Origin of the sequence: Lapillicoccus jejuensis (assembly GCF_006715055.1) — a bacterium.
GTDB classification, from domain to species: domain Bacteria; phylum Actinomycetota; class Actinomycetes; order Actinomycetales; family Dermatophilaceae; genus Lapillicoccus; species Lapillicoccus jejuensis.
Genome location: NZ_VFMN01000001.1, coordinates 947,774 through 970,011, shown reverse-complemented (window position 1 = coordinate 970,011; position 22,238 = coordinate 947,774). Strand labels below are relative to the sequence as shown.

The following is a 22,238-nucleotide window of genomic DNA, read 5'->3' as shown; positions in this document are numbered from 1 at the left end:
ACGACCCCCGCACGACCCCGGCGCCCGCGCCTCCCACCCGGGAGGCGCGGGCGCCGTCGTGCGTAGGGTTGGCGCCATGCCCGTCCCGTCGTCCGGTGTGCCCGTCGACCCGCAGGAGGCGCCCGACCTGGTGGCCGCGCTGCGGGCCGACCTCGAGGGGGCGTCGTACACCGTCGACGGGGTGGCGGCCCTGCTGGGACCGGTCGCGTCGGCCGCCCTGCACCGCGACCAGCCGCTGCCCGCCGACCTGGCGACCAGGGCCTCGGACGAGCCGGCGGCGACGCTCGTGCGGCTCTTCGCCCTCGGCCACCCGGCCACGCGCGCTGCCCTCGACGCGGCGCTGCCCTCCGTCCGCACCGACGGCCTGCGGGCGCTGGGGCTGGCCGAGGCGAGCGGCGACGAGGTGCGCGCGACGTGCGACCTGCGCCCGTACGGCGACGAGGCGCACGAGTGGTGGGTCGCCTCCGACCTGTCCGAGCTGTCGACCGGCGCCCCGCTGCGTCCCGACCACGTCCTCGGCATCGGCGGCGCCTCGACGACGCTCGCCCAGTGGACGATCCGGCGCCCCGCCGCCCGCGCCCTCGACCTCGGCACCGGCTGCGGGGTCCAGTCGCTGCACCTGGGCGCCCACGCGGGGCACGTCGTGGCCACCGACCTCAGCGCGCGGGCGCTGGGCTACGCCCGCTTCAACGCCGCCCTCGCCGGGCTCGGCGCCGACCGCCTCGAGCTGCGCCAGGGCAGCCTCTTCGACCCCGTGGCGGGGGAGCGCTTCGACCTCGTCGTGAGCAACCCGCCGTTCGTCATCACCCCACGCCGTGACGGGGTCCCGCTGTACGAGTACCGCGACGGCGGGCTCGTCGGCGACGGCGTCGTCGAGGCGCTCGTGCGCGGAGTCGCGGCCCACTTGGAGCCCGGTGGGGTCGCGCAGCTGCTCGGCAACTGGGAGGTCCGCCCCGGCGGCTCGTGGCGCGAGCGCTGGCAGGAGTGGCTGGAGGGGACCGGGCTCGACGCCTGGGTGGTCCAGCGCGAGGAGCAGGACCCCGCCGAGTACGCCGAGCTCTGGGCCCGCGACGGTGGGGCCCGACCGGGGGTGGCCGGCTTCGAGGAGCTCTACGCGGCCTGGCTGGAGGACTTCGCCGCCCGCGACGTCGAGCGGATCGGCTTCGGCGTCGTCACCGTCCAGCGCCCGGCGACCGAGCGGGCACCGTGGCACGACCTCGTCGAGGTGCCGGGCCCGGTGGCCCGGACCCTCGGGGGCACCGTCGACGCCGGTCTGCGGGCGCGGACCCGGCTCGCCGAGCTCGGTGACGCGGGGCTGCTCGACACCGCCTGGCGGGTGGCCGAGGACGTCACCCAGGAGAGCCACGCCCGGTTCGGCGAGCAGGACCCGACGGTCGTCCTCGTCCGGCAGGGCGGGGGCCTGCGCCGGACCGTCCGCCTCGACACGGTGACCGCCGGGCTGCTGTCGGTCTGCGACGGCGACCTGACCGCCCGCGCGGCGCTGGTCGCCATCGCCGCGCTGCTCGAGCGCGACACCGACGCGACCGTCGAGGCCGCCCTGCCCGTCCTGCGCGACCTCGTCTCCGACGGCCTCCTCCTCCCCGGCTGAGGGACGACTCCTTGCTCCGGATGTGCCTGGATCCGGCGCCGGAGCGGCACATCCGGGCACATCCGGAGCAAGAAGTCGTCCTGGCTCTCCTCGTCCACCGCGCCTTGCCGGGCGGTAGCGTCGCGGCATGGGCTCGGGGGAGACGCCGTACGGCGACGCGCACGTGACCGGTGCGAGCGGGCAGGACGAGGAGCTGCGGCAGGCGCTCAAGCGCCTCGTGCGCCAGCTCGTCCACGAGCCCGACGACGAGGCGGACGGTCCGGGCGAGCGGCTGCTCGACCTGCTCGAGGCGCACCTGGGGCAGCGGCCCGACGAGCTGCCGGTCGTCCACGAGGACGTGCCGGAGTACCGCCTGGTCGACGCCGACCTGGCCATGTCGGTCATCGCGGAGCGGGACCCCGGCCACCGGCTGGTCGGCTTCGGCGGCGGGCAGCAGCGCCACCACATGACGTTCGGCGACCAGATCCAGGCGGCCCGGCACCAGGGCGGGTTCGGGCTGGGCCTCGTCGCCCAGCCGGACTTCGTCGACCGGGCCACCGGGCCGGGTCCGGAGGATCGTCGTCACGTCGTGTCGCTCGGGCTGTGGCTGGTGCAGCACGACGGCGCGCCGGTGGCGGTGCGCCAGCAGTCGGCGGCGCCGCAGTACGGCCGGCCGTCCGGGGCCGTCGAGGTCGTCGCGACGAGCCGCGACCGGGCCGAGGCCTTCGTCGCCGAGCTGCGCTCGCTCATGGACGAGCACAGCGTCTTCGGCGGGCAGGTCGTCTCGTTCTCCGGCGACCCCTACGGCAACGAGCTGGCCGGCGTGACCTTCCTCGAGCGGCCCCGGCTGACGCCCGACCAGGTCGTCCTGCCCGAGGGCCTTCTCCAGCGGCTCGACGAGCACGTCCTCGGCGCCGCGGCGCACCGCGACGTCCTGCTCGCCCACGGCCAGCACCTCAAGCGCGGCGTCCTGCTCTACGGGCCGCCCGGCACCGGCAAGACGCACACGGTGCGCTACCTGCTGGGGGCGAGCCCGGGGACGACGGCGGTGCTGCTGGCGGGGATGTCGCTGCGGCTCGTGTCGTTCGCGACCCGGATCGCCCGCGCGCACCAGCCGGCGCTCGTCGTCCTCGAGGACGTCGACCTCGTCGCGGAGGACCGCTCCTTCGGGCACGGCGCCCAGCCGCTGCTGTTCGAGGTCCTCGACGCGCTCGACGGCCTCGACGGCGACGCCGACGTCACCTTCGTCCTCACCACGAACCGCGTCGCCGACCTCGAGCGCGCCCTCAGCCAGCGCCCCGGCCGGGTCGACCTCGCCGCCGAGATCCCGCTGCCCGACGAGGAGGGTCGACGCCGGCTGCTGGGTCTCTACGCGCACGGGATGTTCGGCGAGGAGGCGATGGCGGGCGTCGCCGCGACCACCGCGGGGACGACGGCCTCGTTCGCCAAGGAGCTCGTGCGCCGCGCCGTCCTGCACGCCGCGACCCGCGGCGAGGAGCCGGGCGACGGCCACCTGGTCGCGGCCGCCGCGGAGCTGATGTCCGACGGCCAGGCGCTCACCCGCAGCCTGCTCGGCGCCGGGGGACCGGACGGCGGCCCCGGTGGGCCGGGTCCCGACGCCGGCCAGGGCGGCCCCGGCGGCGGGTGGTTCGCCTACTCCCCGCTGGTTCCCCGGCCGCACTGACGGGCGACTCCTTGCTCCGGATGTGCCCGAATCCGCACCTGCAGCAGCTGTTTCGGGCACATCCGGAGCAAGAGGACGTCCGGGGTCGTCAGGTCAGGCGCAGCCGCCGCCCGTGCAGCCGCTCGTACGCCGGCCGGCACGCCCGAGCGACGGCGGCGTCGTGCGGGTCGAGGTCGACCTCGCGCGGCCGGTACGGCGCGAAGCCGGTCGAGGCCCACACGGCGTCGTACCAGTGCGGGGCCCAGACCCCGTCGGAGTCGCGCGGCCCCGCGGGCCAGGCGAGCATCCGGTCGGTGAACGGGATCCCGAGCCAGTCGCACAGCCACCGCAGGTGACCTTCCGGGTCGCGCAGGACGTCGGCCGCGTCGAGCACCGGCGGCTCCTGGCCGACGGCCTCGAGCACGTCGAGCAGCGTCACCTGCTGCAGCAGCCCGATGTCCTCCGGCTCACAGGCTTCCCGGGATCTCACGTACGACGACACGACCTCCGAAGGGTCGCGGACCAGCAGCACGTTGCGGAAGTCGCCCACCCAGGTCAGGTCCTGGTCCGGGGCCAGGTGGTGGGTCATGTGCTTGGCGTAGTGCACCGTCCGACCCGGCGGCAGCGGCGCGCGCAGGCCCCCCACGACCGCGCCGACGTCGGTCGGCTGGGAGGCGATCACCTCGTCGCGGGCCGGGTGGTCGAGCCCGGTGCGGGCCAGGTACGCCGCGTAGAACGGCTCGTCGACGACGATGGTGTCGGGCCGGTTCTCCCAGGCCCGCATCATCGCCGTCGAGATGTTCCGAGGCCCGCTCCACATGGCGACCCGGACGGTCACGACGCCCCCACCCCCGCCGGGACGGTGCGGCCCGCGACGTCGGCCTCGACGTGCTCGGCGTAGAGCCGCTGCAGCCGCTCGACGACCGGGCCACGCGCACCGGTGCCGATCGTGCGACCGTCGACCGTGCGCACCGGCACCACCCCGGCGAAGGTCCCCGTGACGAAGGCCTCGCTCGCCGAGTAGACGTCGGTGAGGCTGAAGGTCGTCTCCCGGGAAGGGATGTCGTTGTTCCGGCAGACGTCGAGCACGTTGCCGCGAGTGATCCCGCCGAGGCAGAAGCGCCCGTCCGACGTCCACACCTCACCGTCCGGGGTGACGATGAAGAAGTGCGTCGAGTTGCACGTCGCGACGAAGCCCTGCGGGTCGAGCATGAGCGCCTCGTCGGCCCCGGCGGTGTAGGCCTGGATGCACGCCTGGATGTCGTTGAGCTTGCTGTGCGCGTTGAGCTTCGGGTCGAGCGTGTCCGGGGTCGCGCGCCGCACGTGCGTCGTGAAGAGCGTGATTCCGTCGGTCACCGTGCTCGGCATCGGCTCCTTGTGCTCGGCGATGATGACGACGGTCGGCGGCCCGACGGTGACCCGCGGGTCCTGGTAGGGCGTCGACTTCACCCCGCGGGTGACCATGAGCCGGATGTGCACGCCGTCGTGCATGTCGTTGGCCGCGAGGGTCTCGTAGAGCGCGCGGGTCAGCTCCTCCCGGGTCGTCCGCAGGTCCATCATGATCGCCTGCGCGCCCTGCCAGAGGCGGTCCAGATGGGTCTCGAGGAAGGCCGGGTGCCCGTGGTGGACCCGCAGCCCCTCCCACACGCCGTCGCCGAGGACGAAGCCGGAGTCGAAGACGGAGACGACCGCCTGCGCCCGCGGCTTCAGCTCGCCGTTGACCCAGATGAGGATGTCGTCGTTGCGGGGGTCGTTGCCGTGGTCGTGGGTCCCGTGCGCCATGGCGCCGACCCTAGACGGCGCGGCCGGAAACCGGCTGGCCCGTCCCGCCCGCCGCTGGCAGGGTGTCGCCCCGTGCCGCGCATCCACGACGACGAGGTCGACACGGACGAGCCCGTCGTCCGGGCGCTGCTGCGCGCGCAGACCCCCGCCTGGGCCGACCGCGCGCTCATCCCGGTGGGGGACACCGGTACCGACCATGCCGTCCGCCGGCTCGGCGACGACCTGCTCGTCCGGGTCCCGCGCACCGACCGGGCGGCCGACAGCCTGCGCGAGGAGGTCGGTCACCTGCGGCGGGTCGACGGCCGGCTCCCGGTGGCCGTCCCCGGGCTGGTCCACCTCGGGCGACCCGGGCCGTCGTACCCGTTCGCCTGGGCCGTCCTGCACTGGCTCGAGGGCGAGGACGCGTGGGCGGCGCGCGCCGTCCTCGAGGAGCCGCCCAGCGCGGACCGGCTGGCCCGCGACCTCGCCGGCGTGGTGACCGCGCTGCGGTCGCTGCCCACGGACGGCGTACGGCGCCGAGGCCACGGCCGGCGCGGCGGCCCGCTCGAGGGTGTGCTGGAGCGCATCCACCTGTGGCTGGGCGGGGCCGAGGGCCCGCTGCCGCCCTCGGTCGACGCGGCCGCGGTCCGCGAGGTGGTCGCCGCGGCGACGGCCGTGACCGACGCGGCGCCGTACGACGACGCGCGGCACCCGCCCGTCCTCAGCCACGGAGACCTCATCCCGGGCAACCTCCTGGTCCGGGACGGGCGGCTCAGCGCCGTCATCGACTGGGGTTATCTCAGCGCGGCCGACCCGGCGCTCGACCTCGTCCCCGCCTGGGCCGTCGTCGCCCCGTCGGCGCGCCCGCGCTTCCGCGAGCTCGTCGGTGCGGACGACGCGACCTGGGAGCGGGCGCGGCTCAACGCCCTCGAGCAGGCCCTCGGCGCCATCGCCTACTACACCCCGCGCGGCCACCCGCTGGCCGACGTCATGACCCGCACGCTCGGACGGATCCTCGCCGACCGGGGCTAGCGTCCGGTGGGTGACCACGGCACCCGACGACTTCCTCGCCCTCCACGTCCCCGGCCGGCCGCTGCTCCTGCCCAACCCGTGGGACCTCGGCTCGGCGCGGCTGCTCGTCGGCCTCGGCGCCCGGGCCCTCGGGACCACGAGCGCGGGGCTCGCCGGCGCGGGTGGGCGTCCTGACGGCCAGGTCGGCCGGGACGAGGCCCTCGCCCACGCCGCCGCGGTGGCGGCGGCCGTGCCCGTCCCGGTCTCGGCCGACCTCGAGAACGGCTACGCCGACGACCCCGACGGCGTCGCCGCCACCGTCGCCCTCGCCGCGCAGGCGGGGCTCGCCGGCTGCTCGGTCGAGGACTGGGACCCCGTGCGCGAGCAGCCCTACCCGCTCGAGCACGCGGTCGAGCGGGTCGCCGCGGCGGCCGCCACGGCACGCCGTACGGGGGTCGTCCTCACCGCCCGCGCGGACGCCGGCTTCCACGGTTCCACCGACCTCGACGACGCCGTACGGCGCCTCGTCGCCTTCGCCGAGGCGGGCGCCCCGGTCGTCTACGCGCCGGGCCACCAGTCCGCCTCGGCGGTCCGCACCCTCGCCGGGGCCGTCGCCCCCACCGGCGCACGGCTCAACGTCATCGCCCTGCCCGGCACGCCGGCGGTGGCCGAGCTCGCGGCGTCCGGCGTCGCCCGCGTCTCGACCGGTTCCGGGCTCTACTGGGCGGCGATGGGTGGCCTCGTCGGGGCCGCTCGCGAGCTGCTGGAGCAGGGGACCTACGGCTTCTGGCAGGAGGCGGCCACCGGCCGGGCCGAGGGTGGGCGCGCGTTCGCGGACTCGTGACAAACCTCGTTGACCCTCACCCGGGGTGAGGGCGCAAGGTAGGGGTGGACGGCCACGCCGCCCGATCGTCGTCCTGCCCGAAAGGCCCCCTGCATGCTCGTCCGGCTCGTCCGACGCCACGTGGCGCCGTACCGCTCCACCCTGCTCGTCGTCGTCGTGCTCCAGCTCGTCGGCACGATCGCCTCGCTCTACCTGCCCTCGCTCAACGCCGACATCATCGACAACGGCGTGGCCCGCGGCGACACGGGCTACATCTTCCGGATCGGCGGCTGGATGCTCGGCGTCAGCATCCTGCAGATCCTCGCGACCGTCCTCGCCGCCTACCTGTCGGCGCGCACCGCGATGAGCGTCGGTCGCGACCTGCGCGGCGCGATCTTCCACCGGGTCGTCGGCTTCTCCGCCCAGGAGGTCAGCGGCTTCGGCGCCCCGACCCTCATCTCGCGCAACACCAACGACGTGACCCAGGTCCAGATGGTCCTCTTCATGGCGCTGGCCTTCATGGTGTCGGCGCCGATCATGATGGTCGGTGGCATCGTCATGGCGCTGCGCGAGGACGTCGGCCTGTCGTGGCTCGTCGCCGTCGCGGTGCCGCTGCTCGGCGTGGCCGTGGGCGCCGTCGTCTCGCGCATGCTGCCGCAGTTCCGCTCGATGCAGAAGTCGATCGACTCGGTCAACCGGATCCTGCGCGAGCAGATCACCGGCATCCGCGTCGTGCGGGCCTTCGTCCGCGAGGACCTCGAGACCGAGCGCTTCGGCGACGCCAACCGCACCCTCACCCGCACGGCCCTCGCGGTGGGCCGGCTGCAGGCGCTCGTCTTCCCGATCGTCATGATCATCCTCAACCTGTCCTCGGTCGGGGTGCTGTGGTTCGGCGCCGGCCGGGTCGACAGCGGGGACATGCAGATCGGGCAGCTCACCGCCTTCATGAGCTACCTCATCCAGATCCTCATGTCGGTGATGATGGCGACCTTCATGTCGATGATGATCCCGCGCGCCGCGGTCTCGGCCGACCGCATCGGCGAGGTCCTCGGCACCGACTCGTCCGTCGCCGAGGCGCCGGGCGCGCGCACCGAGCTGCGCGGCGGGATGACGGTGGAGCTCGACCACGTCGACTTCCACTACCCGGGCGCGGAGGTCCCCGTCCTGCGCGACGTCAGCCTCCGCGCCGAGCCCGGCCGCACCACCGCGGTCATCGGCTCGACCGGCGCGGGCAAGACGACGCTCGTCGGTCTGGTCCCGCGCCTCTTCGACGTCACCGGCGGCGCCGTCCGCGTAGGCGGCGTCGACATCCGTGAGCTCGAGCTCGACACGCTGTGGTCGCAGATCGGGCTCGTCCCGCAGAAGCCCTACCTCTTCACCGGCACCGTCGCGAGCAACCTGCGCTACGGCAACCCCGAGGCGACCGACGACGAGCTCTGGGAGGCGCTGCGGATCGCGCAGGCCGAGGACTTCGTCCGCGAGATGCCCGAGCAGCTGGAGGCCCCGATCGCCCAGGGCGGCACCAACGTCTCCGGCGGCCAGCGCCAGCGCCTGGCCATCGCCAGAGCGCTGGTACGACGCCCCGGCGTCTACCTCTTCGACGACAGCTTCTCCGCGCTCGACCTGCGCACCGACGCCCGCCTCCGTTCCGCGCTGCGGCCGGTCACCCGCGACGCGACGGTCATCGTCGTCGCCCAGCGCGTGTCGACCATCGTCGACGCCGACCACATCGTCGTCCTCGACGACGGCGTGGTCGTCGGTCAGGGCACCCACGACGAGCTGCTCGAGCACTGCCCGACGTACCAGGAGATCGTGCTGTCCCAGCGCGCCGCGAGCGAGGAGGTGGTCGCGTGAGCGAGGCGGAGGGCGTCAAGAGCGCCGAGGAGAAGGCCGCCGAGGCGCGCCGCGGACCGACCCGCGCCGCCGGCGCGAACCGCGGCCCGATGGGCATGGCCATGGGCGGCGAGAAGTCGAAGGACTTCGTCCCGTCGGCCAAGCGGCTGCTCGGGCGGCTCCGTCCCCAGCGGGCCACCGTCCTCCTCGTCGTCGTCATGTCGGTCGTCAGCGTCGTGCTCAGCGCGCTCGGCCCGCGCATCCTCGGCAACGCGACCGACCTGATCTTCGCCGGCTACTTCGGCAAGCGGCTGCCGTCCGGGGTCAGCAAGGACCAGGTCATGGAGCAGCTGCGCGGGCAGGGTCAGGGGCAGCTCGCGGACCTCATCTCGGGAATCGACCTCGTGCCGGGTCGCGGCATCGACTTCACCGCCCTGCGCGACGTCCTGCTCCTCGTCATCGGCCTGTACGTCGTCTCGGCGCTCGTCCAGTGGGTCGCCGGCCGCCTGCTCGCCCGCGCCGTCACGACGGTCGTCTACGACCTGCGCGCCCAGGTCGAGGCCAAGCTCAACCGCCTCCCGCTGCCGTACTTCGACGGCCAGCCCCGAGGCGAGCTGCTGAGCCGCGTCACCAACGACGTCGACAACGTCCAGCAGTCGCTGCAGCAGACGCTCAGCCAGCTGCTCACCTCGCTGCTCACCGTCGTCGCGATGCTCGCGATGATGTTCTCGATCTCGTGGATGCTGGCGCTCATCGCCCTCGTGACCATCCCGATCTCGATGCTCGTCACCACCTTGATCGCCAAGCGCTCGCAGAAGCTGTTCGTCGCCCAGTGGGGCCACACCGGCGCGCTCAACGGGATCGTCGAGGAGACCTTCACCGGGCACGGTCTGGTCAAGGTCTTCGGCCGCCAGAAGGAGGCCCAGGCGGCGTTCGACCGGAAGAACGACGAGCTCTACCAGGCGGCCTTCGGCGCGCAGTTCATCAGCGGCATCATCATGCCCGCGATGATGTTCATCGGGAACCTCAACTACGTCGTCATCGCCGTCGTCGGGGGCCTGCGCGTGGCGAGCGGCGGGATGACCCTCGGCGAGGTTCAGGCGTTCATCCAGTACTCGCGCCAGTTCACCCAGCCGCTCACCCAGGTCGCGTCGATGGCCAACCTGCTCCAGTCCGGCGTCGCATCGGCGGAGCGCGTCTTCGAGATCCTCGACGCCGACGAGCAGGTGCCCGACTCGACGACGGAGCCGGTGACCCGCGCGAGCGGCCGCGTCGCCTTCGAGGACGTGTCGTTCTCCTACGTGCCCGACCGCCCGCTCATCGAGCACCTCGACCTCCGCGTCGAGCCCGGCCAGACCGTCGCCATCGTCGGCCCGACCGGCGCCGGCAAGACGACGCTGGTCAACCTCGTCATGCGGTTCTACGAGCTGCAGGGCGGGCGGATCACCCTCGACGGCGTCGACATCACGCGGATGTCGCGCCACGACCTGCGGTCGCGGATCGGCATGGTGCTGCAGGACACCTGGCTCTTCGCCGGCACCATCCGCGACAACATCCTCTACGCGCGCCCCGACGCGACCGAGGACGAGATGCTCGAGGCGGCCAGGGCGACGTACGTCGACCGCTTCGTCCATTCGCTGCCCGACGGCTACGACACCGTCCTCGACTCCGAGGCCGGCAACATCAGCGCCGGCGAGAAGCAGCTCGTCACCATCGCCCGCGCGTTCCTCGCCCGGCCCGACCTGCTCATCCTCGACGAGGCGACGAGCTCGGTCGACACCCGCACCGAGCTGCTCGTGCAGCAGGCCATGCGGGCGCTGCGCAGCGACCGGACGAGCTTCGTCATCGCGCACCGCCTCTCGACGATCCGCGACGCCGACGTCATCCTCGTCATGGAGGACGGCCGCATCGTCGAGCAGGGCACGCACGACGACCTGCTCGCGCGCGACGGCGCCTACGCGCGGCTGTACACCGCGCAGTTCGCCGGCGCGGCGGCCGAGGTCGACCCGGGTGCCGAGGCGGGCCCAGTCCTCGCCGGCGCCCGGATGGCCCCGCGCCCGTCCGCGTGACGCGCGAGGGGCCGCTCAGCCGAGCGGCTCCTCGCGCAGCGCGGCGAGGTCGGTGACGACCGGCAGCAGCCGCACGTCGGCGTACGGCGTCGCCTGGTCGCCGTGGTGCGCGCCCGCCGGGTCGCCGTCGGCGCCGAGCGGGACGACCCACCCGCTGCGCGCGACGTCGGCGAGGTCCCAGGCGTACCGCGCGACCGAGCCGCGGTAGGCGACCTCGCTGTACGGCGTCCACGACCCCTCGCAGCACACCGTCTCGACGTCGCCGCGCAGCCCGGGCCGCGGCACGCCCGGGGCCTCGAGCCCGTCGACCGCGTCGAAGGCGTGGGCCGGCGACAGCGTGTGCACCTCGCCCCAGGGCCGCAGCGGGCCCTCGGCCGCCGCGTCCTCCAGCGCCGCCGTGGCGAGCGCCGGGAGGTCGAGGCCGAAGGGCGCCGGCCCCGCCGCGTCGGACAGGAGCGACCCGAGCCCGAGCGCGACCTGGTGCGGCAGGTCGTGCACCGCCGCGAGCGGCGCCGGCAGGTCGACCGGCTCGCGCAGGGCGGCGAAGACCGGCTCGTCGGCGACCCGGCGCGCGAAGGCCGCCCGCCACCGGGCGAACGCGGTCACCCCGGTGGACCCCACCGACGCCTCGCCGTCCCACGACAGCACGGCGGCGCGCAGCTCCCGCCCCGCGTCCGACAGCCCGGCGTCGTCGAGCGAGGACAGGAACGCGACGACACTCCCGTGCACCCCGACGCGCACGTCCGCGTGCAGCGCTGCCATGTCCTCGACGTCGAGCCCGGTCCTCCCGTCCATCAGCTCGCGCAGCCGGCCCGCCCGGTGCGGCGACGCGAAGGCCGTCCCGACGAGGTCGCTCTCGGCGCCGCGTCGCTCGTTGGCGGTGACGACGACGCCGTCGGGCGCGACGTCGTACCGCGCGCCGTCGAGCCAGCCGGTCCACTCGTGACCGGCCTCCCAGGCCGGCACCGGTCCGCGGCGGTTGCGGTCGTCGCGCAGCGGCACCCGCCCGACGAGCGCGTAGCGGACCGCGCCCGCGCGGTCGGCGACGACGAGGTTGTTGACCGGCTCGACCCAGTGCCCCAGGGCCGCCTCGACGTCGGCGACGGACCGCGCCCGCAGCAGCGGCAGCAGCGCGTCGAACCCGAGCTCGCCCACGACGTCCGACGCCGCCCGCAGCGACAGCGCCCCACCCGAGCCGCCGACCTCCCCGTGGAAGACCGGTCCACGCGCGGTCCGCACGACCTCGACCTGGACGGGCTCGCCGGCCGCGACCGACACCGTCTCGCGGTGCGCCGTCGCCGGCTCCCACCCGCGCGGCCCGCGCGCCTCGACCCCGCCGTCAGCGGTCCGGCGCAGCTCCTCGCGGAACGCGTCCTGGTAGTCCGCCTGCCCGTTGGTGATCGCCCACGCCACCTCGCCGGCGTGGGCGAAGTGCTGCACCCCCGGCACCCCCGCGAAGGAGAAGCCGACGACGTCGAAGGGATCCGCCGGGTCCTCGTTGCGCAGCCGCACCTGCAGGTACGGCCCCGGCGACGCGTGGTCCCGGTGCGGGTCGCCGGCGACGAGCGGCAGCCCCGACGCCGTCCGCTCCCCACCGACCGCCCACGCGTTCGACCCGCTCGGGCTCGGTCCCTCGCTCGAGAGCAGCCGCGCGTCGTCGCCGAGCACCTCGCGCAGCCGCGCGGACCACAGCTTGCCGGGCAGCCGGGCGAAGAGCAGGTGCTGGACGAGGAAGGTCTCCAGCGGCGTCCACGGCTCCCACCGCCCCGGCGTCGCCCCGAGCGCGACCAGCTCGGCGGCGTCGGACCGCAGGCCCGCGTTGACCCCCTCGACGTACGACGCCAGCGCCGCGCGGGTGTCCTCGCGCAGGGCGTCGTACGCCCGCCGGGCCTGCTCGACGACGCCCGCCCGGCGGGCGAGGACGTCGGCGGCGAGGACCGAGCCGCCGCGGCCGGGGCCGAGCAGCTCGGCGAGGGTGCCGCTCGCCCGCCGCCGCAGGTGCTCCAGCTGCCAGGTGCGGTCGTGCGCGGTCACCCACCCCTGCGCGCGCAGCAGGTCGGGCAGGGAGGCGGCGACGAGGTGCGGCACGCCGTACGCGTCGCGGAGCAGGCGGGCCATCCGGCCACCCTAGGTGCGCCGCGCAACCGGCGCGGGTCACGATGCCGTCGCGGTGCCGGACGAGGTCTTCCCTCCGGGCCCGCCAGGCCCGACAATCCCCCCAGGCTCCAGTGTCGGAGGGGGACGGGCCGTGCTCGGATGGACCACCACGGTGGCGGCGGCGGCAGCCGTGCTCGCCATCCCGCTGCTCGTCGTCACGGGCACCAGCAGCCTGCTCACCGGTCGGGCGGACGGCCGTCCGCGAGCCCGGCTCGGGACGGACGCGCGGCGGCTGCTGCGGCTCACCGCCTCGGTCCTCGTCGTCGCCGGGGTCGCCGGAGTCGGGTTCGTCGCCGCGTCGCACTCCCAGGCCTGGTCGGCGCTGCACCCCCTCGCGCTCGGGACCGCGGCCTGCGTGCTGCTGCTCGCCCGCGGAGACCTGCGGCTGTGGACCGCCACGGCCGTCCTCCTCGTCCCGGCCGTCCTCGTCGCGACCGTCCTCGCCCGCGCGCTCGGCCACGTCTACGTCGCGGACCCGGGCACCTGGGGCGGGGCCCGGCTGCTCGTCGGCTGGCTCGGCGCGGCCGGGAACCCCGTGGACCCCGCCCACGGCGACGCGGTGACCGCCTTCGTCACCCTCGGCACCGGGCTGCCGTACGCCGTCGCCCTGGCCGCCGCGTGGCGCGCCACCCGGCCGTCGGTGCGTCGCCTCGAGCGGGTGGCCCTGCTCTGCGCCGTCGTCGCCTGCGGGACGAGCGTCGTCGGCACCGGGGTGACCGCCCTCGCCGTCGTCGTCGGCGGCGCCCGGCTCGGGGTGCCGCTCGGGCTGCTCGTCGTCGCCCTGCTCGCCGCGCTCGTCCTCGTCCTGCCCGTCGCCACCGCCGCGGGCGCGACGCTCGTCACCCTGCTGCCGTGGGTGCGTGAGCTGCCCGACCTGCTGCGCCTCGAGCCGCAGGAGGACCTCGACGAGCGGCGCCGGCTGCCCGCCGACGGCTCGCTGCGCTCGCTCGGCTCCTTCGTCACCGGGCACGCTCCGTGGGCCCGCCACCTCTTCGTCGTCAGCGCCGTCCTCGGCGTCCTCGGCCTCACCGTGCTGTCGCTCGGCCAGCGGGCGGTCGTCGGCGACCCGCACGCGCACGAGGTCGACTACGTCCGGGTCTCCGACGTCACGCCGCTCCCGGCGCGCGCCGTCTCCGCCTTCGCCGCCCCCGGGGGCGCCACCTGGGTGCTGACCCGCGACCACCGGCTCGTCGCGCTCGACCCGCGCACCGGGGCGTACGGCGCCGCGTCGGTCCCCGCCGCCGTCGTCGCCCCGCTGCCGAAGGCGGCCGGGGCCCTCGTCGTCACCCCCGGCTCGCTGCCGCAGCTGCTCCTCGTCACCGACCTCGGCAAGCCGGTCCCGGTCACCGGGTTCGGGCGGGGGACGACCGTCTCGGTGACCGCCGGCACGACGTCGTACGCCGTCGACTCGGCCGGGACCGCGGCCGTCCTCGACGACCGGCACCGGCTGGTCCGGGTCGTGCACCTCGGGCCGACCGACGTCGTCACCATCCGCGGCGGCGACGTGTGGACCCTCGCGCGCACCGGCACGCCGGCGAGCGGTGAGCAGTGGACCGCCGTGCGGCACCGGCCGAACGACCTGCGGGAGGTCGGCCGGGTGCCGGCGACCCGCACCGGCTCGGTCGTGGCGTGGGGCGACACCGCGCCGCTGCGCTGGGACCTCGGCCTCGGCCGGTTCGTCGACGCGGCGGCCGCCGACCGCGGCTGGCTGACGACCACCGGGGGAGCGGTCGAGCAGGCGCTGGGCGCGTCGCGGACGACGTACCGGCTGCCGTACGACCGGGTCGCCGGCGTCGTCGGGCACGGCGGGACCACGTGGGCGGTCGTGGACGACGACGGCTCGGCCCCCGTCCACGCGACGCCGCGCAGCTACGTCGTGCGCTGGGCGGACCCGCTCACGACCCCCTGAGCCGCCTGCCGGGGTGGACTCGACGCAGCGTCGAGCCACTCGACGCAGGGTGCACCCTGCCTCAAGCGGCATGACGCTGCGTCAAGCGGGCCCGGGCGCGTCGGTGACCGGCTCGCCGTGCGCGGCCCGGACGGCGCGCTCGGCGAGGACGTGCTCGTCGGTCGAGGCGTCGTACCGCCAGAAGTCGCGCAGCCACGCGGCGGTCAGCGCGACCCCGGCGACGCACGCGAACCCGCCCGAGGCGATCGAGCCGCGGACCGACCACAGGTCCGCGGTCAGGCCGGCCCGGACCTGCCCGCCGAGCGGACCGACCGAGTAGGACAGCATCTCGATCCCGGCGAGGCGCCCGCGCATCGACTCGGGGATCGACTGGTTCCACACGGTGCCGCGGAACACCCCCGACACCATGTCGGCCGCGCCGGCGCAGGCCAGGCAGACGACGACGAGGCCGATGCTCGGCATCAGCCCGGCCAGCCCGACGAAGAGCCCGTACGTCGCCGCCGCGAGGACGATCGCGCGCCCGTGGTGGCTCACCCGCGCGGTCCACCCCGAGAGTGCCGTCGCGACGAGCGCCCCGACCGTCTCGGCGGAGTAGAGCAGCCCGAGCAGCTGGGGCTGGCGGAAGACCTCCTGCGCCAGCGCCGGGAAGAGCACGACCGGCATGGCCAGCAGCATGCAGACGATGTCGACGAGGTAGGTCCCGAGCAGGTCCCGGCGGCGCAGCGCGTAGGAGATCCCCTCGCCGATACCGGCCAGGCTCGGCGGGGTGGTCTCCGAGCGGTGCGGGTAGGGCCGCATCGCCGCGTAGAGACCGGTCGCGACGACGAGCCCGGCGACGTCGACGACGAAGCACCAGCCCGCGCCGACGGAGGCGACGAGGACCCCGCCGAGCAGCGGGCCCGCGAGGACGCCGATCTGGGTGCCGAGGCTGGTCAGGGCGTTGCCGGCGACGATCCTGTCGTGCGGCAGCGTGCGCGGCATGAGCGCCTCGCGCGACGGCCGCTGCAGCGACCCGGCGGCCGCGAGCAGCGCGGCGAGGACGAAGACCACCGGCAGGCTGGGGTGCTCGCGGAACCCGTTCCAGGCCAGCCCGGCCGTGAGCAGCGCCTGCGCGGCCCCCGTCGCCACGAGCAGCCGGCGACGGTCGACGTGGTCGGCCAGCGCGCCGCCGTACAGGCCGAAGAAGACGAGCGGCACGAGCTCGACCAGCCCGAGCAGGCCGACCGTGAGGTTCGACCCGGTGAGCGCGAAGACCTGGAACGGCACGGCGACGTACGAGACCATCCCGCCGAGGTAGAACACCGTCCCCGCGACGAAGAGCAGCCGGAAGTCGCGGTGCCCCAACGGCGTCGTGTCGACGCGCACCGCCCGCAGTCGTTCTCGCCAGCTCACGACCCGACAGCGTGGCAGGTCGGTGGGGCCGGTGCCCACCGGGTTTCCGTACGACGCCCCGACCGACACCCCACATGTTGCTGGCTCTGGACCGTGGTGGGCCGGTCCAGAGCCAGCGACAGGTGGGGTGTCAGGCGCGAGCGGCGATCTTGGCGGACAGGCCGCGCAGCATCGTCGTGTTGCGGCTCGTGGAGGAGTTCCGGCCGAGGACGCGTTCCCAGTCGCGCTTGGGGATCTGCGTCTCGGTGGACCTCCCGTGCATGAGCCAGTGCACGTCGCGGCCGTCGACGATCAGGGTGTCGAACGCGCCGGACAGCGCCTCGAGGTCGCGCCGGGCCGCCGCCGACGGCGCGTCCTTGAGGAAGGTCACGAAGTGCGTGTCGCCGTCACCGACCTCGAACGGCGTCGCGGCGAGCACCGCGTCGACCTCCGCGGCCGTCCGCACGAAGGTCGTGCACTCGAACCCGAAGGCGTCCTCGTACGCCGCCTCGAGAGACGTCTCGAGCGCGTCGCGACGGCCGGTCGCGTCGAAGACGACGTTGCCGCTGTTGACGTGGGTCCACACGTCGGTGTGCCCGAGGCCCTCGGTGACCTCGCGCAGCCGGGCCATGGCCACGCGCCGCTTGCCGACGTTGACCGCCCGCAGGAACCCGACGCGCACCGTCATGGGCGCACCCTAGCGACGGCGGTCAGGCCGCGGCGGCCTGCGCGTCGACGTCGTCGTCGGGCCCGTCCCCGGTGCGCGCCCCGACGCCGTCGTCGGCGCGCACCTGGGGCATGGCGATCCCGGCGGCCACGGAGAGCACGGTGGCGACGAGGACGGCCCAGAACACGGCCGAGCCCGACGACGTCGCGGTGGCCGGGTCGGTCTCCGGGCGGCGGCTGGCCGACACGACGTGGTTGGCGACGGCCCCGAAGATCGCCGCGCCGACCGCCGACCCGATCGAGCGGGAGAACATGTTGAGCCCGGTGACGACGCCGCGCTCGGCCCAGTCGACGCTGGCCTGCGCGGCGATGAGCGACGGCGTGGCGACGAGGCCCAGCCCGAGCCCCGTGACGAAGCAGGTGACGGCGACGACGGCGACCGACGGACGCTGCCCGGTGGCGGCCAGCCCGAGCGTGCCGAGCAGCGTCAGCCCCATCCCGACGAGGACGGTCGGGCGGAAGCCGTAGCGCAGGTAGAACAGCCGGCCGGACAGCGTCGCCGCCACCGGCCAGCCGAGGGTGAGGGCCGCGACCGCGAGTCCGCCGACGAGCGGGCTGACGCCGAGCGAGTTCTCCAGGTAGGTCGGCACGAACGAGGTCAGCCCGATGAGGATCGCGCCGACGCCGAGCGAGAGCAGGCTCGTCGTCAGCAGCAGCCGGCGGGTGAGCAGGTGCAGCGGCAGGACGGGCTCGGCGGCGCGGCGCTCGACGGCGACGAACCCAGCGAGCAGGGCCACGCCCGCGACGAAGACGCCGATCCCCAGCGGCGAGCCCCACGCCCACGCCTGCCCGCCCTCGAGGACGCCGAGGATGACGAGGCTGAGCCCGACCGTGAGCAGGGTGGCGCCGGCGTAGTCGACCCGGTGCGACCGCCGCTCGATGCTCTCCGAGAACGAGCGCCAGATGAGCGCACCCGCGACGAGGCAGAGCGGGACGTTGACGAGGAAGATCCAGCGCCAGATGCCGAGCTGCGCGAAGACCCCGCCGAGGGTCGGGCCGACGACGGACGACACCGCCCAGACGCTGGCGATGTAGCCCTGGGCCTTGGCCCGCTCCTCGACCGTGTAGATGTCGCCGGCGATGGTGATCGCCATCGGCTGCACCGCGCCGGCGCCGAGGCCCTGCACGACGCGGAAGGCGATGAGCGCGGGCATGCTCCACGCCACCCCGCACAGCAGCGAGCCCAGGAGGAACAGGCCGATGCCGAGCAGCATGAGCGGCTTGCGCCCGAAGGTGTCGGCCAGCTTCGCGTAGACCGGGACCGACACCGCCTGCGCCAGCAGGTAGACGGAGAACAGCCACGGGAACAGCGAGAAGTCCCCGAGGTCCTTGACCACCGACGGCACCGCCGTCGCGAGGATGGTCGCGTCGATGGCGATGAGGCCGGTGGACACCATGAGGGCCAGCAGGATGGGGCCGCGCTCGGAGCGCAGCCCGACACCGGCCGGCGCGGTCGTGGTCGGGTCGGTCACGAGGGGGCCAAGGGAAGCGGAGGCCGACTCATTCCCGCCGGTACGGCGCCCCGCAGCCCGGCCCCGGCTCAGCCCAGCTGCCAGGACCGCTTCGACAGCCCGAACCAGAACCCGTCGATGACCGAGCGGCTCTCGATCGGCCCCTTCCCGCTGGAGGCGTACGCCGCCCCGAGCGCGACGAAGAGCGGCGCGAAGTGCTCGGTGCGCGGGTGCGCGACCGACGCGGCCGGAGCCTTGTCGAGGAAGTCGAGGAGCGCGTCGACGTCCTCGTGCTCCATGGCCTCCTTGGCCCACTGGTCGAACTCGAGGCTCCACGAGGGCGGCGTCGAGTCCGAGCCCTTGCGGGGGTCGAACTCGCGCAGGTTGTGGGTGGTGAAGCCGGACCCGACGATGAGCGTCCCCTGGTCGCGCAGCGGCGCGAGCTTCTGGCCGATCGCGAAGAGCTCGCGCGGGTCGAGGGTCGGCATCGACATCTGCAGGACGGGCACGTCGGCCTCGGGGAACATCTCGACGAGCGGCACGTAGGCGCCGTGGTCGAGGCCGCGGGCCTCGTCGCGCTGGACCGGGGTGCCGGCCGAGTGCAGCAGCTTCTCGACGTCGGCGGCGAGCGCCGGCGCGGCCGGGGCGTCGTACGTGACGTCGTAGTACTTCTGCGGGAATCCCCAGAAGTCGTAGGTGAGCGGCGCGCCGGTCGTCGACGACAGCGCGAGCGGCGCCTCCTCCCAGTGCGCGGACACCATGAGGACGTTCGCCGGCTTGTCCGCCGTGGCGACGAGGTCGCCCGACCAGCCGGCGAGCTCGGCGGTCCACCGCGCGTCGTCGGCGAGCGGGGGAGCCCCGTGGCTGAGGTAGAGCACCGGCTGGGTCGTCATGGGCCCAGCGTAGCGTCTGTTAGTACAACATTCAACTAGTGCGTCGGGGTCGGTGGGCGCCTGGGAGCGACGCCCCGCCGCACGCGTTATGGTTCCGCTGCGCGGCACCGTGTCCGACGCAGCGACGAATCCGCTGCACATCGTGTCGCAGGAAGCAGGGATTGGCGTGGCCGCAGGCAAGGGGCGCAAGCTCGTCATCGTCGAGTCGCCCAACAAGGTGAAGTCGATCGCGGGGTACCTCGGCGGGGACTACGACGTCGAGGCGTCGGTGGGGCACATCCGTGACCTGCCGAACCCGTCGGAGCTCCCGGCGGAGATGAAGAAGGGCCCGTTCGGCAAGTTCGCCATCGACGTCGACAACGGCTTCGAGCCGTACTACGTCGTCGACGCGGACAAGAAGAAGAAGGTCGCCGAGCTCAAGCGCGCGCTCAAGGACGCCGACGAGCTCTACCTCGCCACCGACGAGGACCGCGAGGGCGAGGCCATCGCGTGGCACCTGCTCGAGACGCTCAAGCCCCGCGTCCCGGTCAAGCGGATGGTCTTCAACGAGATCACCCGCGAGGCGATCCAGCGCGCGGTCAACAACACCCGCGAGCTCGACAAGGACCTCGTCGACGCGCAGGAGTCGCGCCGCATCCTCGACCGGCTCTACGGCTACGAGGTCTCGCCGGTGCTGTGGCGCAAGGTCCGTCAGGGCCTGTCCGCCGGCCGCGTCCAGTCGGTCGTCACCCGCATCGTCGTCGAGCGCGAGCGCGAGCGGATGGCCTTCGTGCGGGCGTCGTACTGGGACGTCGAGGGCGACTTCTCGACCCGCGACCAGCAGGGCGAGGTCGTCGCCTCCGACACCTTCACCGCGCGGCTGTCCTCCTTGGACGGCAAGCGCGTCGCCACCGGCCGCGACTTCACCGACGCCGGGCAGCTGCGCAGCACCTCGGTCGTCCACGTCGACGAGCGGGTCGCCCGCGCCGTCGCCGCCGCCGTACCGCAGGCGTCCGTCGCCGTCAGCGACGTGCAGGAGAAGCCGTACACCCGCCGGCCCGCCGCGCCGTTCACGACCTCGACGCTGCAGCAGGAGGCCTCGCGCAAGCTGCGGCTCAACGCCCGCAACGCGATGCGCGTCGCCCAGCGCCTCTACGAGGGCGGCTACATCACCTACATGCGCACCGACTCCACGACGCTGTCGCAGTCGGCGCTCACCGCCGCCCGCAGCCAGGCCCGCGACCTGTACGGCGCCGAGTACGTCCCGCAGGAGCCGCGCGTCTACGCCTCCAAGGTGAAGAACGCGCAGGAGGCGCACGAGGCGGTCCGCCCGGCCGGCGACCGGTTCCGCACCCCGGCCCAGGTCGCCGGCGAGCTGCGCGGCGACGAGTACGCGATGTACGAGCTGATCTGGAAGCGCACGGTCGCCTCGCAGATGGCCGACGCCAGCGGCTCCACCGCGACGATCCGGCTGACGGCGACCCTGTCGGGCGAGGCCGCGACCGACGTCGCCACGACCGCCGAGTTCAGCGCCAGCGGCACCGTCATCACCTTCAAGGGCTTCCTCGCCGCCTACGAGGAGGGCAAGGACGACGTCGCCCCGACCCGCCGCGGCGAGGACGCGGGCGAGGGCGGCAGCCGCCTGCCGAAGGTCTCCGTCGGGGTCCCGCTCGCGGTGCTGCGCACCGAGGCCGACGGCCACGAGACGAGCCCGCCGCCGCGCTACACGCAGGCGACCCTCGTCAAGGCCATGGAGGAGAAGGGGATCGGCCGCCCGTCGACGTACGCGCAGATGGTCGAGACCATCGCCGACCGCGGCTACGTGGTCAACCGCGGCAACGCGCTCGTGCCGACGTGGCTCGCCTTCGCGGTGACCCAGCTGCTCGAGCAGCACTTCCCGCGCCTCGTCGACTACGACTTCACCGCCTCGATGGAGGAGGACCTCGACCGGATCGCCTCCGGCGACGAGCAGCGCGTCGCGTGGCTGCGCCGCTTCTACTTCGGCGACGAGGCGGCCTCCGCCGAGGGCCTGCGCCACCTCGTCGAGGACCTCGGCGACATCGACGCCAAGGGCATCTCGACGATCCCGCTCGGGGAGGGGATGGTCGTGCGCGTCGGGCGCTACGGCCCGTACGTCGAGCAGACCGTCCCCGACGGCATCGACCCCACCACCGGCGAGGTGACCGGTGAGGTCGCCGAGGGCGACACCACCCCGCGCCGCGCGACGATCAGCGACGACATCGCCCCCGACGAGATGACCCCGGCCAAGGCGCGCGAGCTGCTCGAGGCCGCCGCCGACGACGGTCGTGTCCTGGGCAAGGACCCCGGGTCGGGCCACGACGTCGTCGCCAGGGCCGGGCGCTACGGCCCCTACGTCACCGAGGTCCTCCCCGAGGAGGAGACGAGCGGCAAGGGCAAGAACAAGGTCAAGCCGCGCACCGCCTCGCTGTTCAAGGACATGGACCTCGCGAGCATCGACCTCGAGACGGCGCTGAAGCTGCTCTCGCTGCCGCGCGTCGTCGGCGTCGTCCAGGACGACGAGGGCAAGGACGTCGAGATCACCGCCCAGAACGGCCGCTACGGGCCGTACCTGAAGAAGGGCACCGACTCGCGGTCGCTGCAGACCGAGCAGCAGCTCTTCGACGTCACCCTGGAGGAGGCGCTCGCGATCTACGCGCAGCCCAAGCAGCGCGGGCGGGCCGCGGCCGCGCCCCCGCTCAAGGAGCTCGGCGCGGACCCGGTGTCCGGCAAGCCGGTCGTCGTCAAGGAGGGCCGCTTCGGCCCGTACGTCACCGACGGCGAGACGAACGCGACGCTGCGCCGCGACGACGACCCGACGGCGATCACCCCCGAGCGCGGCTTCGAGCTGCTCGCCGACAAGCGGGCCAAGGGCCCGACGACGCGCAAGCGGACGACGAAGAAGGCGGCGGCGAAGAAGACGACCGCGAAGAAGGCGACGGCCCGCAAGACCGCCGGCAAGACGACGGCGAAGAAGGCCTGAGCC

General features: G+C 74.4%; 15 protein-coding genes. 8 read left to right on the top strand and 7 right to left on the bottom strand.

Features of this window, described 5'->3' with window-relative positions; all coding sequences use genetic code 11:
• Positions 1-76 precede the first annotated feature (76 nt).
• Both FB458_RS04645 and FB458_RS04640 read left to right on the top strand, forming a co-directional pair.
• The gene (locus tag FB458_RS04645) at positions 77-1,609 is read left to right on the top strand and encodes a DUF7059 domain-containing protein (RefSeq protein ID WP_141847186.1); all 1,533 of its coding nucleotides are present in this window, start codon (positions 77-79) and stop codon (positions 1,607-1,609) included.
• 127 nt (positions 1,610-1,736) lie between these two features.
• The gene (locus FB458_RS04640) at positions 1,737-3,272 is read left to right on the top strand and encodes an AAA family ATPase (protein ID WP_141847184.1); all 1,536 of its coding nucleotides are present in this window, start codon (positions 1,737-1,739) and stop codon (positions 3,270-3,272) included.
• An 88-nt stretch (positions 3,273-3,360) separates the two neighbouring features.
• On the opposite strand, the gene FB458_RS04635 is transcribed toward FB458_RS04640, so the two are convergent.
• Both FB458_RS04635 and FB458_RS04630 read right to left on the bottom strand, forming a co-directional pair.
• Entirely contained in the window at positions 3,361-4,089 is a 729-nt protein-coding gene (locus FB458_RS04635) for a sulfotransferase-like domain-containing protein (protein WP_141847182.1), read from the bottom strand.
• Positions 4,086-5,033: an aminotransferase class IV gene (locus tag FB458_RS04630; protein ID WP_141847180.1), complete on the bottom strand. Its 948-nt coding sequence runs from the start codon at positions 5,031-5,033 to the stop codon at positions 4,086-4,088. Before FB458_RS04630 ends, FB458_RS04635 begins: the two co-directional genes overlap by 4 nt.
• Positions 5,034-5,105: 72 nt before the next feature.
• Here FB458_RS04630 and FB458_RS04625 point away from each other — a divergent pair, with 72 nt between their 5' ends.
• From FB458_RS04625 to FB458_RS04610, 4 genes are all read left to right on the top strand, one after another.
• Entirely contained in the window at positions 5,106-6,044 is a 939-nt protein-coding gene (locus FB458_RS04625) for a phosphotransferase (RefSeq protein WP_170185564.1), read from the top strand.
• Between the two features lie 10 nt (positions 6,045-6,054).
• Positions 6,055-6,867, top strand: a complete 813-nt coding sequence (locus FB458_RS04620; RefSeq protein WP_141847176.1) for an isocitrate lyase/PEP mutase family protein — start codon at positions 6,055-6,057, stop codon at positions 6,865-6,867.
• 93 nt (positions 6,868-6,960) lie between these two features.
• Positions 6,961-8,700 (top strand): ABC transporter ATP-binding protein, encoded by a 1,740-nt coding sequence (locus tag FB458_RS04615; protein ID WP_141847174.1) that lies wholly within the window; start codon positions 6,961-6,963, stop codon positions 8,698-8,700.
• A gap of 95 nt (positions 8,701-8,795) precedes the next feature.
• Positions 8,796-10,748, top strand: coding sequence for an ABC transporter ATP-binding protein (locus FB458_RS04610; protein ID WP_211356151.1), 1,953 nt, complete (start codon positions 8,796-8,798; stop codon positions 10,746-10,748).
• A gap of 15 nt (positions 10,749-10,763) precedes the next feature.
• Here FB458_RS04610 and FB458_RS04605 read toward each other — a convergent pair whose 3' ends face one another.
• Complete coding sequence (locus FB458_RS04605; protein WP_141847172.1) at positions 10,764-12,866, bottom strand: penicillin acylase family protein; 2,103 nt, start codon at positions 12,864-12,866, stop codon at positions 10,764-10,766.
• 130 nt (positions 12,867-12,996) lie between these two features.
• Here FB458_RS04605 and FB458_RS04600 point away from each other — a divergent pair, with 130 nt between their 5' ends.
• Positions 12,997-14,814 carry a hypothetical protein gene (locus tag FB458_RS04600; RefSeq protein ID WP_141847170.1) on the top strand — a complete coding sequence of 606 codons (1,818 nt, stop codon included), beginning with the start codon at positions 12,997-12,999 and terminating at the stop codon, positions 14,812-14,814.
• A gap of 81 nt (positions 14,815-14,895) precedes the next feature.
• Here the strand turns inward: FB458_RS04600 and FB458_RS04595 are convergent, their stop codons facing one another.
• From FB458_RS04595 to FB458_RS04580, 4 genes are all read right to left on the bottom strand, one after another.
• Positions 14,896-16,206, bottom strand: coding sequence for an MFS transporter (locus tag FB458_RS04595; RefSeq protein WP_141847168.1), 1,311 nt, complete (start codon positions 16,204-16,206; stop codon positions 14,896-14,898).
• Between the two features lie 130 nt (positions 16,207-16,336).
• Positions 16,337-16,873, bottom strand: a complete 537-nt coding sequence (locus tag FB458_RS04590) for a DUF1697 domain-containing protein (protein ID WP_141847166.1) — start codon at positions 16,871-16,873, stop codon at positions 16,337-16,339.
• Between the two features lie 22 nt (positions 16,874-16,895).
• Complete coding sequence (locus FB458_RS04585; protein WP_141850332.1) at positions 16,896-18,308, bottom strand: MFS transporter; 1,413 nt, start codon at positions 18,306-18,308, stop codon at positions 16,896-16,898.
• Between the two features lie 143 nt (positions 18,309-18,451).
• Entirely contained in the window at positions 18,452-19,255 is an 804-nt protein-coding gene (locus FB458_RS04580; protein WP_141847164.1) for a dioxygenase family protein, read from the bottom strand.
• Positions 19,256-19,421: 166 nt separating this feature from the next.
• Between FB458_RS04580 and topA the strand changes: the two genes are divergently transcribed.
• Positions 19,422-22,235: a type I DNA topoisomerase gene (gene topA, locus FB458_RS04575; RefSeq protein ID WP_246061066.1), complete on the top strand. Its 2,814-nt coding sequence runs from the start codon at positions 19,422-19,424 to the stop codon at positions 22,233-22,235.
• Positions 22,236-22,238: the final 3 nt, after the last annotated feature.

Bases quoted from the DNA above. Each gene is read 5' to 3' on its own strand.
- FB458_RS04645 (WP_141847186.1), top strand. From the start codon at position 77: ATGCCCGTCCCGTCGTCCGGTGTGCCCGTCGACCCGCAGGAGGCGCCC.
- FB458_RS04640 (WP_141847184.1), top strand. From the start codon at position 1,737: ATGGGCTCGGGGGAGACGCCGTACGGCGACGCGCACGTGACCGGTGCG.
- FB458_RS04630 (WP_141847180.1), bottom strand. From the start codon at position 5,033: ATGGCGCACGGGACCCACGACCACGGCAACGACCCCCGCAACGACGAC.
- FB458_RS04615 (WP_141847174.1), top strand. From the start codon at position 6,961: ATGCTCGTCCGGCTCGTCCGACGCCACGTGGCGCCGTACCGCTCCACC.
- FB458_RS04610 (WP_211356151.1), top strand. From the start codon at position 8,796: ATGGCCATGGGCGGCGAGAAGTCGAAGGACTTCGTCCCGTCGGCCAAG.
- FB458_RS04605 (WP_141847172.1), bottom strand. From the start codon at position 12,866: ATGGCCCGCCTGCTCCGCGACGCGTACGGCGTGCCGCACCTCGTCGCC.
- FB458_RS04590 (WP_141847166.1), bottom strand. From the start codon at position 16,873: ATGACGGTGCGCGTCGGGTTCCTGCGGGCGGTCAACGTCGGCAAGCGG.
- FB458_RS04585 (WP_141850332.1), bottom strand. From the start codon at position 18,308: ATGGTGTCCACCGGCCTCATCGCCATCGACGCGACCATCCTCGCGACG.
- FB458_RS04580 (WP_141847164.1), bottom strand. From the start codon at position 19,255: ATGACGACCCAGCCGGTGCTCTACCTCAGCCACGGGGCTCCCCCGCTC.